This window comes from Pseudomonas sp. NFACC37-1, from assembly GCF_900101575.1.
Classification (GTDB): domain Bacteria; phylum Pseudomonadota; class Gammaproteobacteria; order Pseudomonadales; family Pseudomonadaceae; genus Aquipseudomonas; species Aquipseudomonas fluorescens_AA.
In genome coordinates this window covers 209,871-226,966 of the sequence record NZ_FMUZ01000003.1, presented here as the reverse complement: position 1 = coordinate 226,966, position 17,096 = coordinate 209,871, and the positions used below count along the sequence as shown (strand labels likewise).

The 17,096-nt window shown below is 60.3% G+C and carries 21 protein-coding genes; 2 read left to right on the top strand and 19 right to left on the bottom strand.

Annotated elements, in window-relative coordinates:
- Nucleotides 1-163: 163 nt before the first annotated feature.
- Nucleotides 164-586, top strand: coding sequence for a quorum-sensing-regulated virulence factor family protein (locus BLP82_RS05525; RefSeq protein WP_003198359.1), 423 nt, complete (start codon nucleotides 164-166; stop codon nucleotides 584-586).
- On the opposite strand, the gene BLP82_RS05520 is transcribed toward BLP82_RS05525, so the two are convergent.
- On the bottom strand, nucleotides 587-781 hold the full coding sequence (locus BLP82_RS05520; RefSeq protein ID WP_072410549.1) for a hypothetical protein: 195 nt from the start codon (nucleotides 779-781) through the stop codon (nucleotides 587-589).
- Between the two features lie 454 nt (nucleotides 782-1,235).
- Between BLP82_RS05520 and BLP82_RS05515 the strand changes: the two genes are divergently transcribed.
- Entirely contained in the window at nucleotides 1,236-2,354 is a 1,119-nt protein-coding gene (locus BLP82_RS05515; protein ID WP_092165925.1) for an LOG family protein, read from the top strand.
- Nucleotides 2,355-2,401: 47 nt separating this feature from the next.
- On the opposite strand, the gene recX is transcribed toward BLP82_RS05515, so the two are convergent.
- The 18 genes from recX to BLP82_RS05425 form a co-directional block, all read right to left on the bottom strand.
- Nucleotides 2,402-2,869, bottom strand: a complete 468-nt coding sequence (gene recX, locus BLP82_RS05510; RefSeq protein WP_092165923.1) for a recombination regulator RecX — start codon at nucleotides 2,867-2,869, stop codon at nucleotides 2,402-2,404.
- An 8-nt stretch (nucleotides 2,870-2,877) separates the two neighbouring features.
- A complete protein-coding gene (gene recA / locus BLP82_RS05505; RefSeq protein ID WP_003198351.1) occupies nucleotides 2,878-3,930 on the bottom strand; it encodes a recombinase RecA in 1,053 nt (350 codons plus the stop codon).
- 83 nt (nucleotides 3,931-4,013) lie between these two features.
- Nucleotides 4,014-4,514: a CinA family protein gene (locus tag BLP82_RS05500; RefSeq protein ID WP_060738947.1), complete on the bottom strand. Its 501-nt coding sequence runs from the start codon at nucleotides 4,512-4,514 to the stop codon at nucleotides 4,014-4,016.
- Between the two features lie 71 nt (nucleotides 4,515-4,585).
- Complete coding sequence (locus BLP82_RS05495; protein WP_092165921.1) at nucleotides 4,586-5,122, bottom strand: lysis system i-spanin subunit Rz; 537 nt, start codon at nucleotides 5,120-5,122, stop codon at nucleotides 4,586-4,588.
- A complete protein-coding gene (locus tag BLP82_RS05490) occupies nucleotides 5,104-5,667 on the bottom strand; it encodes a glycoside hydrolase family 19 protein (protein WP_092165919.1) in 564 nt (187 codons plus the stop codon). Before BLP82_RS05490 ends, BLP82_RS05495 begins: the two co-directional genes overlap by 19 nt.
- Nucleotides 5,668-5,691: 24 nt before the next feature.
- A complete protein-coding gene (locus BLP82_RS05485; RefSeq protein WP_170842269.1) occupies nucleotides 5,692-6,129 on the bottom strand; it encodes a phage tail assembly chaperone in 438 nt (145 codons plus the stop codon).
- Between the two features lie 7 nt (nucleotides 6,130-6,136).
- Nucleotides 6,137-7,048, bottom strand: a complete 912-nt coding sequence (locus BLP82_RS05480) for a gp53-like domain-containing protein (RefSeq protein ID WP_092165917.1) — start codon at nucleotides 7,046-7,048, stop codon at nucleotides 6,137-6,139.
- Nucleotides 7,049-7,167: 119 nt separating this feature from the next.
- Nucleotides 7,168-7,728 (bottom strand): tail fiber assembly protein, encoded by a 561-nt coding sequence (locus BLP82_RS05475; protein WP_092165915.1) that lies wholly within the window; start codon nucleotides 7,726-7,728, stop codon nucleotides 7,168-7,170.
- A gap of 7 nt (nucleotides 7,729-7,735) precedes the next feature.
- Nucleotides 7,736-8,836, bottom strand: coding sequence for a phage tail protein (locus BLP82_RS05470; protein ID WP_092165913.1), 1,101 nt, complete (start codon nucleotides 8,834-8,836; stop codon nucleotides 7,736-7,738).
- A gap of 27 nt (nucleotides 8,837-8,863) precedes the next feature.
- Nucleotides 8,864-9,373, bottom strand: a complete 510-nt coding sequence (locus BLP82_RS05465) for a phage tail protein (protein ID WP_092165911.1) — start codon at nucleotides 9,371-9,373, stop codon at nucleotides 8,864-8,866.
- Complete coding sequence (locus BLP82_RS05460) at nucleotides 9,370-10,533, bottom strand: phage tail protein (RefSeq protein ID WP_092165909.1); 1,164 nt, start codon at nucleotides 10,531-10,533, stop codon at nucleotides 9,370-9,372. The genes BLP82_RS05465 and BLP82_RS05460 overlap by 4 nt, the downstream gene beginning before the upstream one ends.
- Nucleotides 10,534-10,543: 10 nt before the next feature.
- Nucleotides 10,544-11,143, bottom strand: a complete 600-nt coding sequence (locus BLP82_RS05455) for a YmfQ family protein (RefSeq protein ID WP_060738955.1) — start codon at nucleotides 11,141-11,143, stop codon at nucleotides 10,544-10,546.
- Nucleotides 11,131-12,171: a baseplate J/gp47 family protein gene (locus BLP82_RS05450; RefSeq protein ID WP_092165907.1), complete on the bottom strand. Its 1,041-nt coding sequence runs from the start codon at nucleotides 12,169-12,171 to the stop codon at nucleotides 11,131-11,133. Before BLP82_RS05450 ends, BLP82_RS05455 begins: the two co-directional genes overlap by 13 nt.
- Entirely contained in the window at nucleotides 12,161-12,559 is a 399-nt protein-coding gene (locus BLP82_RS05445) for a phage GP46 family protein (RefSeq protein WP_072387841.1), read from the bottom strand. Before BLP82_RS05445 ends, BLP82_RS05450 begins: the two co-directional genes overlap by 11 nt.
- Nucleotides 12,559-13,068, bottom strand: a complete 510-nt coding sequence (locus tag BLP82_RS05440; protein WP_092165905.1) for a phage baseplate assembly protein V — start codon at nucleotides 13,066-13,068, stop codon at nucleotides 12,559-12,561. The genes BLP82_RS05445 and BLP82_RS05440 overlap by 1 nt, the downstream gene beginning before the upstream one ends.
- A 169-nt stretch (nucleotides 13,069-13,237) precedes the next feature.
- Nucleotides 13,238-14,278, bottom strand: a complete 1,041-nt coding sequence (locus tag BLP82_RS05435) for a phage baseplate assembly protein (protein ID WP_092165903.1) — start codon at nucleotides 14,276-14,278, stop codon at nucleotides 13,238-13,240.
- A gap of 3 nt (nucleotides 14,279-14,281) precedes the next feature.
- On the bottom strand, nucleotides 14,282-15,520 hold the full coding sequence (locus BLP82_RS05430; RefSeq protein ID WP_092165901.1) for a DNA circularization protein: 1,239 nt from the start codon (nucleotides 15,518-15,520) through the stop codon (nucleotides 14,282-14,284).
- On the bottom strand, nucleotides 15,507-17,081 hold the full coding sequence (locus BLP82_RS05425; RefSeq protein WP_092165899.1) for a phage tail family protein: 1,575 nt from the start codon (nucleotides 17,079-17,081) through the stop codon (nucleotides 15,507-15,509). Before BLP82_RS05425 ends, BLP82_RS05430 begins: the two co-directional genes overlap by 14 nt.
- Nucleotides 17,082-17,096: the final 15 nt, after the last annotated feature.

Here is a 17,096-nt window from a genome sequence, read left to right as displayed (position 1 = left end):
GGAAAACTCGACACGAACAACACTCGGCAGGGCAATAAAGGCCGGCAGTCTACCAGAGCGCACGAGCCTGTACCGTCCACCCGGGCTCCCCTATAATCCCCGACCACTGAACGCACAGTCATGTGATCGGTCGAACCACCAGTCACTGAACCAGGAGAGTTTCATGCTGCGCCTTATCGTCCCTACCGTTGCCGTTCTGCTGGCGACGTCCTTCAGCGCTCAGGCTGCCTCGCTGAAAGAACTCGAACTGAACAAGATGCTGCAGAACGTTGCCAAGGAAAGTAGCGTCGGTACGCCGCGGGCAATCAACGAAGACATTCTCGACCAGGGGTATACCGTCGAAGGCACCGAGCTGATCAACCACCTCAGCGTGCAAAGCAGCCATGCCCAGAAAATGCGCGCCGATCCGAAGGCCGTGTATTTCCAGTTGGGCTCCACGGTGTGCACCAATCCGGGCTTTCGCAAGTTGATGGCCAAGGGAGCGACAATGCGCTACGAATTCACCGAGGTTAAGACCAACCGCCCGGTCGCGACCGAGCGCTTCCAGGAATCGGATTGCCCGAAACCCGCCAAGACGAAGAAGTAATCAACCCGAGCTTGCGCGCCGCTGCTCATCGTCGGCGCGCAATTCCGCTACCAGCGCCTGCAGGTAGCGCGAGCGCCATGCCCGCCCTTCCAGTCGACGACAGCATTCCTCTTCAAGACTCACCCGATTGGCCTGTGCCGATTCCAACAGCATCAAGTACAACTGCCTGTCGAGCTCCAGAGTCACCCTGGTCATCTCTCCCGCCTCCATGCCCGTCCGCTTCAATCCATCACGTAGCACCAGCTCTGAGCGCCAAATTACATTGCCACGCTTGGTATCAGTAAATCAGAGCGGCACGCACCCGGCCGGCAATCTGACGAGCGGCGCGATATGGCGGTGCACTTATCCAGCGGTTGCCAACGGTCACTTTTGAGCGCCATGATCAGGACAGCAAAGATCGGCTAGATTCAGAAGTATTCTGAGTATTTGCATCGGGCAGAAAGAGGCTGCCCGGCCAACACCTTGGCGTGCTTGTTTTCATCAAAAGGGAAAAACAGAACCCGCTGGATGGCTTGGTCGCCCTGCTGCAGACCGCGTCAAGCCAGGTCAACCTCCAGGCCGCTGCCTGGGCTGACGACGACACACGACGTGTCGTGGCCCTGATGAATCTCTCATCCGGGCCAGGGTCCTGTTAAGAAGGAGAAGTTGAATGCCTTATAAACCGAATGACCTGCTCAGTCGTCATTTTGAGAACCACGGCCACGACCTTACCCACAAGGTCGAAGAACAACTCAACCTGGTGTCTCCCGACAGCCCCAACCTCCCCATTTACCGTGACATGATCCTGACTGTGCTGCGCATGGCCCAGGAAGATCACAACCGCTGGAATGCCAAGATCACGCTGCAGACCCTGAGGGAACTGGAACACGCCTTCCGTACGCTCGAACAATTCAAGGGCCGGCGCAAGGTCACGGTTTTCGGCTCGGCCCGAACGCCTATCGAACATCCGCTGTACGGCCTGGCCCGAGAATTGGGCGCTTCGCTGGCCCGCTCGGACATGATGGTCATCACCGGTGCCGGCGGTGGCATCATGGCCGCTGCCCATGAAGGCGCGGGACGTGACCATAGCCTGGGATTCAATATCACCCTGCCTTTCGAACAGCACGCCAACCCGACCGTCGAAGGTACGTCGAACCTGCTGCCGTTCCACTTCTTCTTCACCCGCAAGCTGTTTTTCGTCAAGGAGGCCGATGCACTGGTGCTCTGTCCTGGCGGTTTCGGCACGCTTGATGAGGCGCTGGAAGTCCTGACGCTGGTCCAGACCGGTAAAAGCCCACTGGTACCGGTGGTCCTGCTGGATGTTCCCGGGGGCAGGTTCTGGCAAAGCGCCCTGGACTTTATCCGCGAGCAGTTGGAAGAAAATCGCTACATCCTGCCCACCGACATGAAGCTCATGCGCCTGGTCTACAACGCCGAAGAGGCCGTGGAAGAGATCAATCAGTTCTACCGCAACTTCCACTCCAGTCGCTGGCTCAAGCATCAGTTCGTGATCCGCATGAATCACAAACTAAGCGAACAGGCACTGCAGCAGATGCAGGTAGATTTCGCCGACCTGTGCCTGAACGATTGTTTTCATCAACATGACTACAGCGGTGAAGAGCACGACGAGGCCCGGTTCAGTCATCTGACACGTCTGACGTTCACCTTCAACGCCCGTAATCATGGTCGCTTGAGGGAATTGGTGGACTACATCAACCTGCCGGAAAACTGGACCCAACCTGCCCAAAAGACCCACCCCCTTACCTGGGAGCCGATCAAGGTAACCTGAGCCCATAAAAAAACGGCCCGCTATCGAAATAGCGGGCCGTTTTTTAATTAATCATCCATGCCGCGACCGCTGAACAAGCGGTTGATCATTTCCATGGAGTAGCCTCGGTACGCCAGGAAACGCCCTTGCTTGGCTCGCTCTCGTGCATCGATAGGCAAATGTCCGGAGAACTTGCGACGCCAGGTGTCCGTCAGTTGCGCCTGCCAATCGATACCGCTTTCGCGCAAGGCGAGTTCGATATCCGGGCGCTGCAAACCGCGCTGGCCCAGCTCCTCACGAATGCGCAAAGGACCGTAGCCGGAACGGGCGCGATAAGCGACGAAGCTTTCCAGGTAACGGGACTCCGACAGCAGGCCCTCTTCAGTCAAACGGTCGAGGGCCGTGTCGATCAACTCATCGGGCGCGCCACGCTGACGCAGTTTACGCGTCAGCTCGACCCGACCGTGCTCGCGCCTGGCGAGCAGGTCCATCGCGGTTCGCCGCACCGCGACGAGGGTATCGAGTACGGCGGTCATCGGATCGATCAGATGTCAGCGTCAGCCAGATCGTCAGCGGTCTCGCGATTAGCCACGGACTTGACGTCTGCAACCGGGCTCAACAGCTTGTCACGCAATTGTTTCTCGAGAGCAGCGGCGACTTCCGGGTTATCCGCCAGGAACTTGGCCGAGTTGGCCTTGCCCTGACCGATCTTGGTGCCGTTGTAGGCATACCAGGCGCCCGACTTCTCGACGAAACCGTGCAACACACCCAGGTCGATCATCTCGCCATTGAGGTAAATGCCCTTGCCGTAAAGAATCTGGAACTCGGCCTGACGGAACGGCGAAGCCACCTTGTTCTTCACGACCTTGACGCGGGTTTCGCTGCCGACCACTTCATCACCTTCTTTCACCGCGCCAGTACGGCGGATGTCGAGGCGAACCGAGGCGTAGAACTTCAGTGCGTTACCGCCAGTGGTGGTTTCCGGGCTGCCGAACATCACGCCGATCTTCATACGGATCTGGTTGATGAAGATCACCAGGCAGTTGGCGTTCTTGATGTTACCGGTGATCTTGCGCAGGGCCTGGGACATCAGGCGAGCCTGGAGGCCCACGTGCATGTCGCCCATTTCACCTTCGATTTCAGCCTTTGGCACCAGTGCCGCCACCGAGTCGACGATGATCACGTCAACCGCGTTGGAACGCACCAGCATGTCAGTGATTTCCAGGGCCTGCTCGCCGGTGTCCGGCTGGGAAACCAGCAGGTCGTCGACGTTGACACCCAGTTTGCCGGCATATTCCGGGTCCAGGGCGTGTTCGGCGTCGACGAAGGCGCAGGTCGCGCCGGCTTTTTGGGCCTGGGCGATCACGGACAGGGTCAGTGTGGTTTTACCGGAAGACTCAGGACCGTAGATTTCAACGATTCGGCCTTTTGGCAGACCGCCGATGCCAAGCGCAATGTCCAGGCCCAGGGAGCCGGTGGAGATGGAAGGAATAGCCTGACGGTCCTGATCGCCCATACGCATTACGGCACCCTTGCCGAATTGACGTTCGATCTGACCCAAGGCCGCAGCCAAGGCTTTCTTCTTGTTGTCGTCCATTAAAGTCCTCACGTAATCAATAAGGCCTGACGGCCAACACCTGTATAAGTAGCCAGTATTATTCCACAGCGATTGAGGATCGCCTACCCCTGATTTGAGATTTCTACAGCGGCATGTTGCAGCAGCCCCTCTAGCGCGGCCCTCACCGTTTGTCGGCGGACCTCGTCGCGGTTGCCTGCAAAGAAGCGCTGCTCGCTGATCAGCGTCTGGCCAACGGCCCAGGCGAGCCATACGGTGCCCACCGGTTTGCTCGGCGAACCCCCATCCGGCCCGGCCACCCCGCTGACCGCCACGGCAAAACGCGCCAGGCTTTTGCGCTGGGCGCCTTGTGCCATGGCCTCGACCACCTCGCGGCTGACCGCCCCGACCTTCTCGAACAACTGGGCCGGCACCTCCAGTTGCTGGCTTTTCTGGCGATTGGAATAGGTGACATAACCGGCCTCGAACCAGGCGGAACTCCCCGGAATCCGGGTAATCGCCTCGGCAATCCCGCCGCCCGTACAGGACTCGGCCGTGGTGACGTGGGCATTGAGCAACTGCAGGCGTCTGCCCAATTCAGCGGCCAGTTCGGTAATGTCGTCCATGGTGCTCTCCTGATTCCCCACGATTGAGGCCTACCGTACACGAGCAGTCGACGCTTGCAAGGCTCGCCGGATTACCGACCCAGCGCTCTGATATAGGCCTGACAGGCCTGCAAGGCAATCAGTGCGCGATCACCGGCGTCGGTGATGGCGATAATTCGTTGAGCATGCGCCGGGTCAAGTCGGGCGCGTGGGGCGCCATGATCCACGCCGCCGGCGCCGGTGGCGGCAGGCACTGCACAACCGGCGGCAACATCGTTGGCGTCGAGGAGGACTGACAGCCGGACATTGGCAGTAGCAAGGCGATCGCGCAGGCGATCCTGGTCACGTTGGGCATCGCTCAAGGCTCGGTAATGGGTTTGTTCGCTGGTGGAGAGTTGTTGCTCAAGGGCGAGGCGTTTGTCCCGCTCGGCCTTTTGCTGCATCGCGGCCGCCTGGCTTATCTGACTCAGCGTCGCAGTCTGGGCTTGTGCCAGTTGCGCCAATTGTTGGCCATAACGCCAATCCTGGAGTCGCCACGCGAGCATTGCCGGCCCCCCCGCCAACACTGTCAGTAAAACGACAATGCCAAGGGTGCGAGCAGAAAAAGGCATCAGGCCGAAGACTGGCATAACACCGCCCTCGCCCGCGCCCAGAGTTGCAGGCGCTCCTCCAAGCCATTCAAACCACCGTTGATACGGCGGGTGATGGTGTTGAACTGATCGCGGTCGGCCAGTTCGTTCAAGCCGTTCTGCTCCCAGAACCACGCCGCGGATTCAGCGGCCCATTGCGGTTGCTCCAGCAACTGCGGCAACGTCAGCAGACGCGCGTCGCCAAACAGGCCCTGACTGCAACGAAGGTAATTGTCGCGGCCGGTAATCTGGATCAGTCCTCGGCCACGATACTTCTGGCCGTCACCGTCGGCCTGGGGTGAGTTGCCCAGGCGAACGGCCAGGGTTCCGGTATCGTACTTGCTCAGATATTGCTCACTGCCCAGCTCGCGGACATAACGCAATTGCCCCGACTCATGACCGACCTGGGCCAGGAACGCGGCCATGCGTTTGGGTGTGTCGATACGATAGCGGGACATAGCGGTGTTTAGCGCGGAAATAAAAACGCCCGCTTGGGCGCGGGCGTCGGGCATGATGTTGATGAGTTGCTGCTGCATAAGATCCATGTTCAGGTCATCGCAAGTGCATGATCAAAGATGTCCGGCCAGCCAGGACGGCGCCACCGGACGATGTTCAGTGGCTGGAAAGTGCTCATCCTGTGGCCAATCCCTCAAAGCCCGGCGATAAGCCTGAAGCTGCGTGTACTGTGTTTGGTCCAGCGTCGTACCGCCACCGTCATCCATTTCGTCGCGATCTCTCGCTATGAGGCGGTCGGTGGCTGTGAGCAATGCATCACGCCAATTCTTTTCACCGGCCATTCGTACCGTGAGCTCATTAACGGACATATCCGAGAGCACCGGACGACCTTTGGCGTCCGACTCGATACATTTGTTCAGAAAGGGTGCGGCAAATAACGCTCTATATTCTTCATCGGTGATCTTGATCGCGTCTTCAGGAAGATTGTTAGCGTGATCGATAGAGTTGTAAAACCCGCCCGTGGATTGAGCGTAATAAATCAACATATTCATCTCCCCCTCAATAACCTATCGCTCGCCATAATCCAGTCCAATTTGAATAGGCGCCATTGTAGTCCCGCCCATAAAGCCTGAATTGGCTCAGCGAGCCTGTGGAGACTCCAAAGGACGCACAAGTGGGGCCTCCATCGGTCACTACAATGTTTCTGACGGCATTAGGGAAGGACATTGGAAACGTTACGATAACGCCGTTGGCATCCGCTCCGCTGGAAGAAATGCCCCACTGCTCGATAACATATCCCGTCGGACTCGTTGCATCAGGCGTGCGCTTCCAGCCATTGGGTTGCAATGACGAAATGGACATGGCCGAATACTTCAAGGCAACAGTACCGCCAATAAGACGCCATTGGTTAGTGAGTTTAATGAACTCCGCCGTTTCGCCCAGACCAATAGTGATTGCCCCCTGCGCACCATTCGAAGCGCATAGCACATCAATAGCGGATGCCGTTGAAACGGTGACCATGCCGGTTCCCGCATTGACAATCGTCACTGTGGCGCCCTGTATGATTTCGGCGGTAGCCGGCAGTCTGGCGGTAACCGGTGTGTTACTGGCGAAACTGGCAACTCCGCCGACATCCGACACTGTCAATGTTACCCCAGTGCTGTAAACATCAAACCCGCCATACTGCATGCCCCTGCGAAGTACGTATTCTGTCGTTGCAACGGCCCTGCTGTTATCAAATAGCGGCGCGGTAAGAAACAGCCCGCTACTCCGTATGGCAGTGAGCAATTGGTTGTAGCTGGCTTCCGACGGCGCTATCCCAGCTGCCTGGATGACACTGAGTAATTCCTGCGTCACACCATTGCCCCAACTGGCGGGGATCAATGATCCCGGCGTACCTGCCAGTGGATCCTCATCCACGAACCGGCCATTCACCAGGCCCGCACTGGGCACACTTTTGGGATAATCCAAGTTCCTCTCCTTTAAATTTCAAACGGTCGAAAACGGCAATAGAAAGCCTCGCCTGTTGACTCGCGCCAACAGTGCCTGGGAAAAATGAACGTTTCTTAGCCGTCCAACCTGTATTGGGTTTAAACAGCGGACTCAGGCACGACCGGCCAGGTGATGTCGGTTGGAAAACCGGTTTGATGCTGGATGCGGTTCAATTCGACGCTGTAGAGCTTCCACTCCATCAACATCAGCTGTTCCTGGTCAGTGGCGTCGCCAATGTCTTCGGCGTACTGGAGGGGAGCGATTGTCTGAACCGTGTCCCGCAGCAGTTTGTCGCGCTTAGCTAACCCTTCGCGCTTGAGGTCGGCCAGTTTCAGCGTTTCATCAAAGACCCAGGCGTTATCACGCCAGACGTAATAGTTACCGGGCCAGGGCTCGGCGGTGTACATCTCCGGCAATTCGCCGAACTCGGTCCATTGCAAATGAGCGCCGTTGTCCTTGCGATAAACCGCCCCACGCCAGTCCACCATCTCTCGCGGAACGCCGTTCACCATGACCCATGAATGGTGCTCTTGGGCAGGGGGTAATTCGAAGGAAAGCTGGATGCCGTTACTTGGGATTTGAATGCCCATGCCGGGGGTTACGAAAAGTTCTATCGGGCCAGATAGAACACCTGAGCCGTCAAACAGATAAATATACATAATGGCCTCAGATCAGCTTGATTCGGGCGGAATAGGCAATGTTTCTAGGGCGAGTTTCAGTGCCGAAAGTGCCGATATTGCCTACAAGTTCCCCACTGGAAAAGAAAAGTGGATTGGGATACGTCGTACCAACTATCCCCGTTGCAGGAGCAGCATTAACGTCACGAGTCACGTCCCAAGAGCCATCAGCAATACCAGGCCCCGGACGATTAGCACTACCCGAACTGGTAGGCAAAAAGTGGTTGTGGCTTTCAAGGGCATACATTTGTCTGCTGCCCGCCGAACGATCAACATCTACGCCTCGGGCCTCATCCAACACGCGCAAGAACTCGCCACGAATATCGGGAAGTCGAAAGGTTGTCGCACCATCACCGCTGGTCCACGCACCTTCGTTCCCCGCTCTGGCAGCTTCGGCCACTAGCGCACCGGACGATTGCGCAAAGTCCCACAGCCACGGCCATTCGCTACGCACCAGCAAATTACCGTTAAGCACTGCATACCCGCCGGGGATAACCTGGCGTGTGCTCTCGAAGGAAATGCGTCCCAGCGCCGTCGAATCAAAGCGATTTACCGGCCACCAGACCCCAGCCTCGTCGCTGCGCAAATGCCACCAGTCACCGCTACCCATCAGCACCAAGAATGGATAACCACTGGCTGCCAAGTGAGTGTGGAACCTAACCCTATCAGTTCCTGCAGCGCGCACCGTCAGGCGGTTACCGCTGTTATCCACACGTCGCACAATCACATCGCGAACACCAAGCGCCGCATTGGCTGTCGGCAGGGTTACAGTGTTCGCACCAGCACTGGCATCGATCAGCACAAGCCCCAATTCCTCAGCGGTCAGCACTTTTGAAGCCGATAACCGTGTAATCACCGAACGCATCGGGCTGCTGCGTCCAAGGATGGTTTGCAACGCCTTGATCAACTGTCCGGTATCTGCTTCGGAGGGTGTCATGCCGGCCGCCGAGATCACGCTAAGGATTTCCTGGGTGACGCTGTTGCCCCAGACCGCTGGAATCAGCGATCCAGGCGTGCCCGCCAGCGGGTTTTCATCCACGAACCGACCGTTCACCAGCCCGACACTGGGAACACTTTTTGGATAATCCATGTTTTATTGCTCTCTATGAGATGGGGTTCAAGCACGAAGAGGTAGCGCTCGGATAATCGCAAGCACCTCATCAGCGGCTTGGCTCGCAAGATCCGCCTTGCCTTTGGCCATGTGCGCGCGAATCTGTGCCTTGGCCTTGAGGCGCAATTCGCGAAGCGCCAGCAGGTTCGCTTCAAATTCAGCGGCTTTGGCGAGAATCTGATCCGCCGCCTGCCTGGCTGTACGGCCTTTGACGACCCACGCAGAAACGGCCAACGGGACGGCTTTTTTCGGATAACCCTGATCCTTGAAGGCCTGCGCTTCCAGGGCGGCTTGCTGGTATTCCAGAGCCCGCAACGGATCTCCGGCCATCGTGCGACGGGCGTTGTCGGCAGCGGTATCGACCTTGGCGCACAGGCGTTCGGCATCCTGGCGTAAATGCTCGGCGGCATTCTCTTCGCTAAGTACCCAAGTACCGTCCTCCCAGATATGGGCGGACGAAGGTGCAGGCGGGCGAAGTCCATCTTCGTACTGGTGCAGTTCTTGAATGACTTTCATCGGATCAGCTCCCAGGACAGGTGAACATTGATTGCATTGGTAAAGTTGACGGCGATACCCACGCTGTAATCCGTCAATGCCTGGTGCCCCTTGATTCCCATGCTCAATAGCAATTCGTCGCTATCGGCATTGGTTGCGCCCAATGTGTGCTCGGCCTGGTACGACTGCCAAAGCGAGCGCGATTGGGCATGGTCAAAACTGGCCGTGACCGTGGCGACGCTTACGTCATTGACGACGTTATTGGAGAACAACACGCACATATACGGACTTGCGGTATTCGCCCAGCCCACGGCATTGTTACCGGGAGTGCTAGCGGCGGGTGACAGGTAGCTGTAATTGCCCCCTAGCCACCCAGCCTGAACAAACGCCAGCGAGGTCACGACGTTCGGCGCGGGTGTCGGATTCCCCGCCACAAGCCGCGCCGCACGCGCATGCGGATCCAGCGGCAGATACACCACTCCAGTGCCATTCACCGTTTGCGTCCAGGTCAATTGAGCACGGTTGTAAATCGTGCGAATCGTTGGCAAGGAACCTGGCGCCCCGGTCATGACCCAGGCCAGGCACATGTCCAGGGAGGTGGACGCAAAGCCGCCGCCGGACGCTCCGTTGACCGTACCCTTCAAGGACTCCGGCGAAAGGTCATACAGGCTTCCACGCTGCATATAGAAGGTCAGCACACCGCCGATGACCTGTGCGCGTAGAAAATAACTGGCGCTGGGCAATAAATCGGCGCTGCTCCAAGCCGCCGTCACGTAGGTACGTGATCGCCCCAACCGTCCACTCACCACCTCTTGTCCAATGCTGATGTACACACCCGCCGGAGTCGAGACACGGCCGCCGCTGGTTGACAGTGCCGTTGGCGTTATCGCCAGGCGGGCGTCCGCTGTTGCAATCGTCGGCAGCGGCAAGGCAGTGATCGGAAGCGCGAGGTCCTGGTTCCAGCCCTTGGCGGTAACCAACTGAATCGCCTCGAGTAGCTGATCGTTCTGGGTTTCATCTGGCGTCAGATCACCCGCTTTGATGACATTCACGATTTCCTGTGTCACCCCGTTCCCCCAAGCCGCCGGAATCAACGACCCCGGCGTCCCGGTCAGCGGGTTTTCATCCACGAACTTCCCATTCACCAATCCGGCGCTGGGCACACTCTTCGGATAATCCATCTTCTATTCCTTAGTCATAATTGATGTGGACCTTGGTATGCGCCGGTGCACTGCGGTGGATCAGGCATTCCAGAGCCGAGCCCGGATTGACGCCAAAACGCTCGCCCCAATAGCTCGCGCCAAAACGCCGCCCCAGCAGCAGCCGGCCACCGGTATTGAGGGTCCACATGAACTGCGCCTGCCAGGTGCCAAAATGCGCTTCACCGAACCGTGCGCGGCCCATGCGCGGCGCCTTCAGTTCGGTGATGGTGGCGTTGGGGTAACCCTGGCTCTTGGCGATTTCCACGTAATAGGCAATGGCTTGGCTGCCCACCGCCAACAACCGTCGACGCACCGCCAGACGGCGATCGTCATACAACGGCGTGGCCCCGAGGCACGGATCCGGCAGGTTCATCACCCGCTCCCAGTCCGGTACCAGCTCACTCACGCCTGCCGGGTCCATCTCGTTGAGCAGGTCGGCGGCACGGGCGTCGAGGCGGGCCAGTTCCTGGGCGATGCCTTGCAGCACATCGTCCAGTTCCGGTACGCGCTCCGGATCCCATGCCGGGCCGCTGGGCAGCAGGCTACGCAGTTGGGCCTGGTACTGTTCGGCGGTTCTTATTCCAGCCATGTGCAGCCTCCGAACGTCAGCAACTGGTTGCTGGCGGCGACGACATCGGCGACTGGCGCACTGAGTTTGTGGTCGGTTTCGCCGGTGGCGCTGCTGATGGCTTCAGCGATATGACTGAGCAACAGCGTTTCGCCGAGACCGGCTTCACGGTTATGCAAGTCGCGCAGTTGGGCCTCGATGGCGGCCCGCACGGCACTGGTGTCCGGCGTGATGCGCAGCCTGTAGTTCACCGGTACCTGCGTCGGCGCCAGCACGTGCAGCTCGGCGGTCACCGGGCGCAAGGGCTCGATGTAGGCCCGCACTTCTTCCAATTGCTCGGCGTTGGGGATCGGTTGCGGGTCATCGTCCCGCATCACGAACAGGCCGACGGTGCCTGGCCCCATGTAGCTACCCCGGCACCACGCACGGGTGATGCCGGGGCATTCCAGGGCCCAGGTTTCATAGTCCTGGGCCGAACCGCCGTGGGGAATCACGCGATAGGAACGGATCACCCTGGCCCGCAGGGACTCAAGGCTTTCCCTGGCAACACCGCCGGTCAGCCCCGGCGCCAGCACGGTGAAGCGATTGTCGATGCCCAGAAGCGGCTGCACCGGTGTCAGCACCAGGCCGGCGTCGGCATTGCCCAGGCTACCGGCTTCCAGCGCCGCGACGGTGGCAGTGTTCAGGCCATTGCTGGTGGTGCGGGCGGTGGTCACTTTATAAGTGCGGCCATCGGTGGATTGCAGCAGCGTATCGACATCCAGCACGGCACCTGCCGTAGCGCTGAAGCTGACATTGCCGCTGGCCACTTGGGCCGCTTTGCGCGCCTGGTTCAGGCGCAGGGCGGCGATGCGTTCCAGGGTGGACTCATCGGCTTTGTCCGGCAGGATCTGCTCGGCGATCCAGTCCAGGTAGCCATACAGGCCGTAGGCGGCGCCGCCCAGGGTGCGGGCCAGCACTTGGGCATCGGACTGGCGCAGCGAATCGCTGGCCAGGTCGCTTTGGGCGCGTTTGATCAGCACCGGCAGCGAAGGGGTTTCAAACGGCATAGGTCACCTGCCAACTGTTATCGGGGTTGATGTCCAGGCGCTCGCCGTCGGCCAGGGTCAGGACCGTGCGCAGGTTCAAGCGCTGGGCGTCGAGGCGTTCGCTGATGATGTCGATGGCGCTGCAATGACCGTCATCGATCAGCCATTGCAAGGCTTCGCGGGCATAGAATTCGGCGTCGAGCTGGGTCTGCCGGGTCAGCTTGACCCGGCGCAACAGCCACAGCCGCGAGCCGATGCGGTCGTCGGCAACGGTGGGAAAGGTGTCGCCCCACCAGCCGAAACGTTCGTCATCATCGACGGCATCGTCGTCAGCGGCGCGGCGCCAGGTGAACAGGCTGATCAGCACCGAGCGGGTCAGCGCGGCGTGCAGGTTCTGGCTGATGAACATCATTGGCCTCCCGCCGGCGCGCCGGTCTGGCCGTTGCCGGCCTGTACGCCGCCATGCACATGTTTGATCTGGCTGATGCCGCCGGCGATCTGGTCGCCTTGGGAGACGATCTTGCCGGTGTGGTTGATGACCGGGCTGTCGATGTTCACCGCGCTACTGGCGCGGATGTTCAGGGTTGCAGTCTCGATGTCGATGACACGACCGCGCTTGAAGTGGAGCTTGTCGCCTTCGTCGGTGTAGAGCGCCACTTCGCCGGGGGCCAGGGCCTGGAGACGGAAGCGGCGATCGGCAACCACCAGGACCACGGCATGGGAGCGGTCGCCCCCCAGGAACGTGGCAATGCCCTCGGCACCGGCCAGCGGGTTGCTGGTGAAGCCGTAGGGTTCGAAGTGCTCCATGTCGTCGTTCACTTCGCCGGCGGTGAGGCGCATTTGCAGCGACTGCAGCTTGGTGGCCGAATGGGCGAGCACGACAGTGCCGCGCGCCAGGAGGCGGGTCAGTAGGCTCATTGAGGTTTCCTTGAGAATCGGGGACTTGAACGCGGTGTTCGGATCAACATCTCTGTTGGCTGCACTGCCGCTATCGCGAGCAAGCTCGCTCCCACAAGGGATCTGTGGTGGGCGGACACTTTTGGGGCGCTCCCACAGGGAATCTGTGGCGGGCAGGCATCGGCGAGGCTCAGGTTTTTGGCGGCACCGGGTTGGCGTCGAAGGTATGCGGCGGTGCGACTTGCAGGGTGGTGACGGAGCCCTGTGCCGACAGCGAGTACGTCACTTTGGAAATCAGCATGTCTGCGTCGAACCCCAGCACCGGGTCGATCACCCTTACCAAAGTATTGTGCCGCCACAAGTCGCCATTGGCCTGGCGCCAGCCTTGCACGCGGTAGGTGGTGGTCAGGGCCTTGCCGGTGCGGATGGCGCTTTCCCAATCGGCCCGTTGCTGGGCCAGTTCGAAGGTCAACTGCGCGCTCTCGCTGATCACCGTCACCCGCTTGCGTTTGAAGCCCAGATCGGTGGCGGTGCCAGAGACTTCACTTACCGCCGCCCCGCTCTGTTGATCATTGCCCTTGTGCTGGCCGATGACCCGGTATTCGGAGAACACCTGGCTATAGTCCATCGGTGCGTTGCCCGACAGAATGTTCTTGCCCAGCTCCAATACATCACTGGCCCGCCCACCGCTGCCGGGTTTGGCCAGCAACACACGTCCTTGTGCGTCGTCGGTGGAGAACACTCGGAACAACGTCAGCAAACGGTCGATGGATTGAAAGACCGTTTCCCCCGGCACGATGCTGTGTTCGCTCAACCGCGCGGTTTCAGGGATCTCGCTGATGACTCCCACGCCGTATTGCGATGCCAGGGCCTGGACGATGCTCAGCAGCGTTTGCCCGCGCCATTGGGTCGGGCGGTTGATCGCGGCGCAGTCCACCAGGTCCTGGGTCTTGGAACCGCCTTCAATGCTCAGGCTGATCTGTCGACCGTCATAGCTGACCGGTGCCTTGAACACATAACCGCTGAGGACCAGATCGGCACCAATGCGCACCTGGCATTCATCGCCCGGACGGATCGGCACCGCTTGGGTCTGCCCCGGCCATTGCCAAGTGATGTCGAGTTTAAAGGTGCGAAACTGGCGCTCCAGGTCCGCACTGATTTCCACGCTTTTCCAGCCGCCGTAATCCAACCCGCCGACAGTAAGCGAGACAGCGTTGTCGAGCTCGTTCATGGCTTACTCCCCCGAGACTTTCAGGTCATTGGGCGGCAGGAAACCAGGATGGGCGACGCCGTTACGCTGGGTCACTTCCGTCACCCGGGTGGCATCGGCGAATTGCTGATACGCCACCACCAGCGCCGGCAGGCTTTGCTTGAACGACAGGTTGATCAGCCTGACGCCCGAAGACGCCACCGCCGTCAGGTGCGCGGCCATTTGCTGGCGCAGGTTGTTCATCGCCTGGTAGTGCTCCGGATCAGCCTTGAGGGAGGCCTGCCAGATCGCCTCGTTAAGGGCATCGCGCAGGGCCAGCACATCGTCGGCCACCGGCACGTCCCGGCGCCGTACCGGTTGTACGGCCTGTTGCGCCACCGATGGCGTGGCGCCCAACTTGACCGCAGGCGCTGCTACCGGCATCGCCGCAATCCATTGCGCGGCCTGCACCAACAGCGTGTCCTGCACCAGGTCGGCCACGGCCTGGGCCGCCGCCGTGGTGTCTTTGCCCGTCGTGAGTTTGGGCGCGTCGGCCTTGCGAATGGCCTCCACCTGTTGCGACACGCTGGCAATCACGCCGCGATAGCCGTCACGGGCAAAGTCCTTCAGTTCCCGAATATCGCCCAGCAACCCCTTGAACTCGGCCACCACCTCCTTGGGCAATGCTTTCACCGCCTTGACCAGATCGCTGAGTTGCCGATAGGTCTCGATCAACGGCTTGAGCTCCTGCTCGATCACGCCGTAGATCTCCTTGAGGCTGTTGCGCAGGTCAGCGATGCCGATCCGTGCGGCCTTGATCAAGGTCATGGCGTCTTCGAAGCGCCGCACCGCCGAACCGAGGAAGCTGTCGGCCGAGACCAGCAGCAGTTTCTGGCTGTTGATCGTGGCCGAAGGGAATTGCAGCGGCTGGTCGGGGTAGAACTTCAGGGCGAACGTCACCAACCCGCCGTCCTGACGGGTCTGGGTCATGTCGCACTCGCCGACCTTGACCTGCAGGCGCCCCAGCCACGGGTGCACCAGTTCGCCGCTGCCCTGCTCCAAGGCCTTGAGCAGCTTGTCGCGCTGCTCCAGGCAATCGGGGCCGACGATGAACGCCGTCAGCTCATGAATCTTCGCCTGCTGGCCGAGCCCCTCGAAAAACGGCTGGTCACGCTGGGGATACTCATGCAGCTGGCCTTTGTGGCCGACCGGGGTTTTCGCCTGGTCGACCCAGAACCCGACGCCACGAAACGACGCCGGCAACAAACGATCACGCCAGCTCATTGGAGCCTCCTGTGGACAGTGAGCGATAGCCGATGCGCGAACTCACCGCCAGGGCCGGTTGATTGGTCTGGGGCGGATCGGCGCGCAACCCGGCCGGCGCATTTTCGAAACGCACGGTCAGGCCGCCTTCGAGTTGCGTGCGGTTATTGGCGGCGCTTTGTTGCACCAGGGCGCTGGAGGTTTGTGGCAACGTACCCGGCGCCAGCGAGGTCTTCGCCGGAACGTTGGCGGAGGCTGGCGCCAGGCTGGACGACAGACCCGGAGGCTGCTCGCTGGCCGCGCCAAAAAACGCCGGCGCCAGCTCACCTTTGCCTTCGGCGTTGGTGGCGCGCTGCGCCTCGGTCAAACCCTCGACCTTAGCGGTGAACGAGGTGATCATCTCGCCGAAGCCGCCGTTGAAAAATGCCTTGATCGGCGCGATCACCGCCTGCAACTCGTTCCACCACTGGCTGAACCACTCGCCCACCGGCCCCCACTGCTTGACGAGACCCTCGATGGGTGACCAGTCGAACAGGCCGCTGAACACCGCCAGCATGATTGACACCTGGTTGCGCACGCCCTCCCAGATCCCGGCGAAGACTTCACCGATCGTGCCCCAGTTGGCCATGATCAGTCCCAACGGCGTCCAGTCGAACAGGCCTTTCAAGGCGTCCATCACCGGCACGGTCAAGGCCCTGAGCAGGTCCCAGATCGCCGCGAACAACCCGGTCAGGGGCGCCCAATTGGCAACGATCAAGCCCAAGGGCGACCAGGCGAACAACGTCTGCATGAAACCGATGACCGGCGTTGCCGCCGCCACGATCACATTCCAGAGTGCGCCAAAAAAACTGCTGATCGGCCCCCAGTTGCTGATCACCTGCCCCATCGGGGTAAAGGCGAACATCGTCTTGAAGAACTCGACCATCGGCAGGACGATCGACGCAAGCCTCTGCCAGAGTCCGGCGAAGAACGCTGAAATCGGCGCCCAATGGGCGATGATCATCCCTGCCGCCAAGGCGATGCCCATGGCAATCAAGCCGATGGGGTTCATCTTCAAGGCCAGGTTCACCACTTCGAACGCCTGGCTCGCGCCGCTGACCGCCATCTGAATCGCGTTGAACGCCACGACGCCATTCGCCAGGCCCTGTACCAGTTGCGGGTTGTCCTGCAGCACCTGGGCCACGCCGCTGACCATGGGCTGCAAACTCACCGCCACCGCATTGACCGCAGGTCCCAAGGCCGAGCCGAACTGCACCGACACGTTACTGATGGAAGTCTTCAATCCCTCCAGGTTCTGTGCCGCCATACGGGGCGCTTCAGGGGCCTGGACGGCGCTGGCCGCCGCGCTCGCGGCGCCCGCTTCGTCCTTGAAGGCCAGCGCCGACTTGAGCCCGTCCATAAAGGGCTGGGCCAGGCCGCCGCTGGGCAGCAGACCGGAAATATCCAGGCTGCCCAGGCCCGTGGCGTCGAGGTTCTGCTTGAAACTCGCGACCTTCGCACGAAGGCCGGCGAGCTTGGGTGACAGCTCGTCGATGCCCGTCAGCAGCACCGCCTTTCTCTCTACCTTTTGTGTGTCTGCCATCACTGCACCTGCTGC

What these genes read in the sequence shown, in the direction of transcription:
- BLP82_RS05525 (WP_003198359.1), top strand. Translation starts at nt 164, where the DNA reads ATGCTGCGCCTTATCGTCCCTACCGTTGCCGTTCTGCTGGCGACGTCC.
- BLP82_RS05520 (WP_072410549.1), bottom strand. Translation starts at nt 781, where the DNA reads ATGACCAGGGTGACTCTGGAGCTCGACAGGCAGTTGTACTTGATGCTG.
- BLP82_RS05515 (WP_092165925.1), top strand. Translation starts at nt 1,236, where the DNA reads ATGCCTTATAAACCGAATGACCTGCTCAGTCGTCATTTTGAGAACCAC.
- recX (WP_092165923.1), bottom strand. Translation starts at nt 2,869, where the DNA reads ATGACCGCCGTACTCGATACCCTCGTCGCGGTGCGGCGAACCGCGATG.
- recA (WP_003198351.1), bottom strand. Translation starts at nt 3,930, where the DNA reads ATGGACGACAACAAGAAGAAAGCCTTGGCTGCGGCCTTGGGTCAGATC.
- BLP82_RS05500 (WP_060738947.1), bottom strand. Translation starts at nt 4,514, where the DNA reads ATGGACGACATTACCGAACTGGCCGCTGAATTGGGCAGACGCCTGCAG.
- BLP82_RS05495 (WP_092165921.1), bottom strand. Translation starts at nt 5,122, where the DNA reads ATGCCAGTCTTCGGCCTGATGCCTTTTTCTGCTCGCACCCTTGGCATT.
- BLP82_RS05490 (WP_092165919.1), bottom strand. Translation starts at nt 5,667, where the DNA reads ATGGATCTTATGCAGCAGCAACTCATCAACATCATGCCCGACGCCCGC.
- BLP82_RS05485 (WP_170842269.1), bottom strand. Translation starts at nt 6,129, where the DNA reads ATGAATATGTTGATTTATTACGCTCAATCCACGGGCGGGTTTTACAAC.
- BLP82_RS05475 (WP_092165915.1), bottom strand. Translation starts at nt 7,728, where the DNA reads ATGTATATTTATCTGTTTGACGGCTCAGGTGTTCTATCTGGCCCGATA.
- BLP82_RS05470 (WP_092165913.1), bottom strand. Translation starts at nt 8,836, where the DNA reads ATGGATTATCCAAAAAGTGTTCCCAGTGTCGGGCTGGTGAACGGTCGG.
- BLP82_RS05465 (WP_092165911.1), bottom strand. Translation starts at nt 9,373, where the DNA reads ATGAAAGTCATTCAAGAACTGCACCAGTACGAAGATGGACTTCGCCCG.
- BLP82_RS05460 (WP_092165909.1), bottom strand. Translation starts at nt 10,533, where the DNA reads ATGGATTATCCGAAGAGTGTGCCCAGCGCCGGATTGGTGAATGGGAAG.
- BLP82_RS05455 (WP_060738955.1), bottom strand. Translation starts at nt 11,143, where the DNA reads ATGGCTGGAATAAGAACCGCCGAACAGTACCAGGCCCAACTGCGTAGC.
- BLP82_RS05450 (WP_092165907.1), bottom strand. Translation starts at nt 12,171, where the DNA reads ATGCCGTTTGAAACCCCTTCGCTGCCGGTGCTGATCAAACGCGCCCAA.
- BLP82_RS05445 (WP_072387841.1), bottom strand. Translation starts at nt 12,559, where the DNA reads ATGTTCATCAGCCAGAACCTGCACGCCGCGCTGACCCGCTCGGTGCTG.
- BLP82_RS05440 (WP_092165905.1), bottom strand. Translation starts at nt 13,068, where the DNA reads ATGAGCCTACTGACCCGCCTCCTGGCGCGCGGCACTGTCGTGCTCGCC.
- BLP82_RS05435 (WP_092165903.1), bottom strand. Translation starts at nt 14,278, where the DNA reads ATGAACGAGCTCGACAACGCTGTCTCGCTTACTGTCGGCGGGTTGGAT.
- BLP82_RS05430 (WP_092165901.1), bottom strand. Translation starts at nt 15,520, where the DNA reads ATGAGCTGGCGTGATCGTTTGTTGCCGGCGTCGTTTCGTGGCGTCGGG.
- BLP82_RS05425 (WP_092165899.1), bottom strand. Translation starts at nt 17,081, where the DNA reads ATGGCAGACACACAAAAGGTAGAGAGAAAGGCGGTGCTGCTGACGGGC.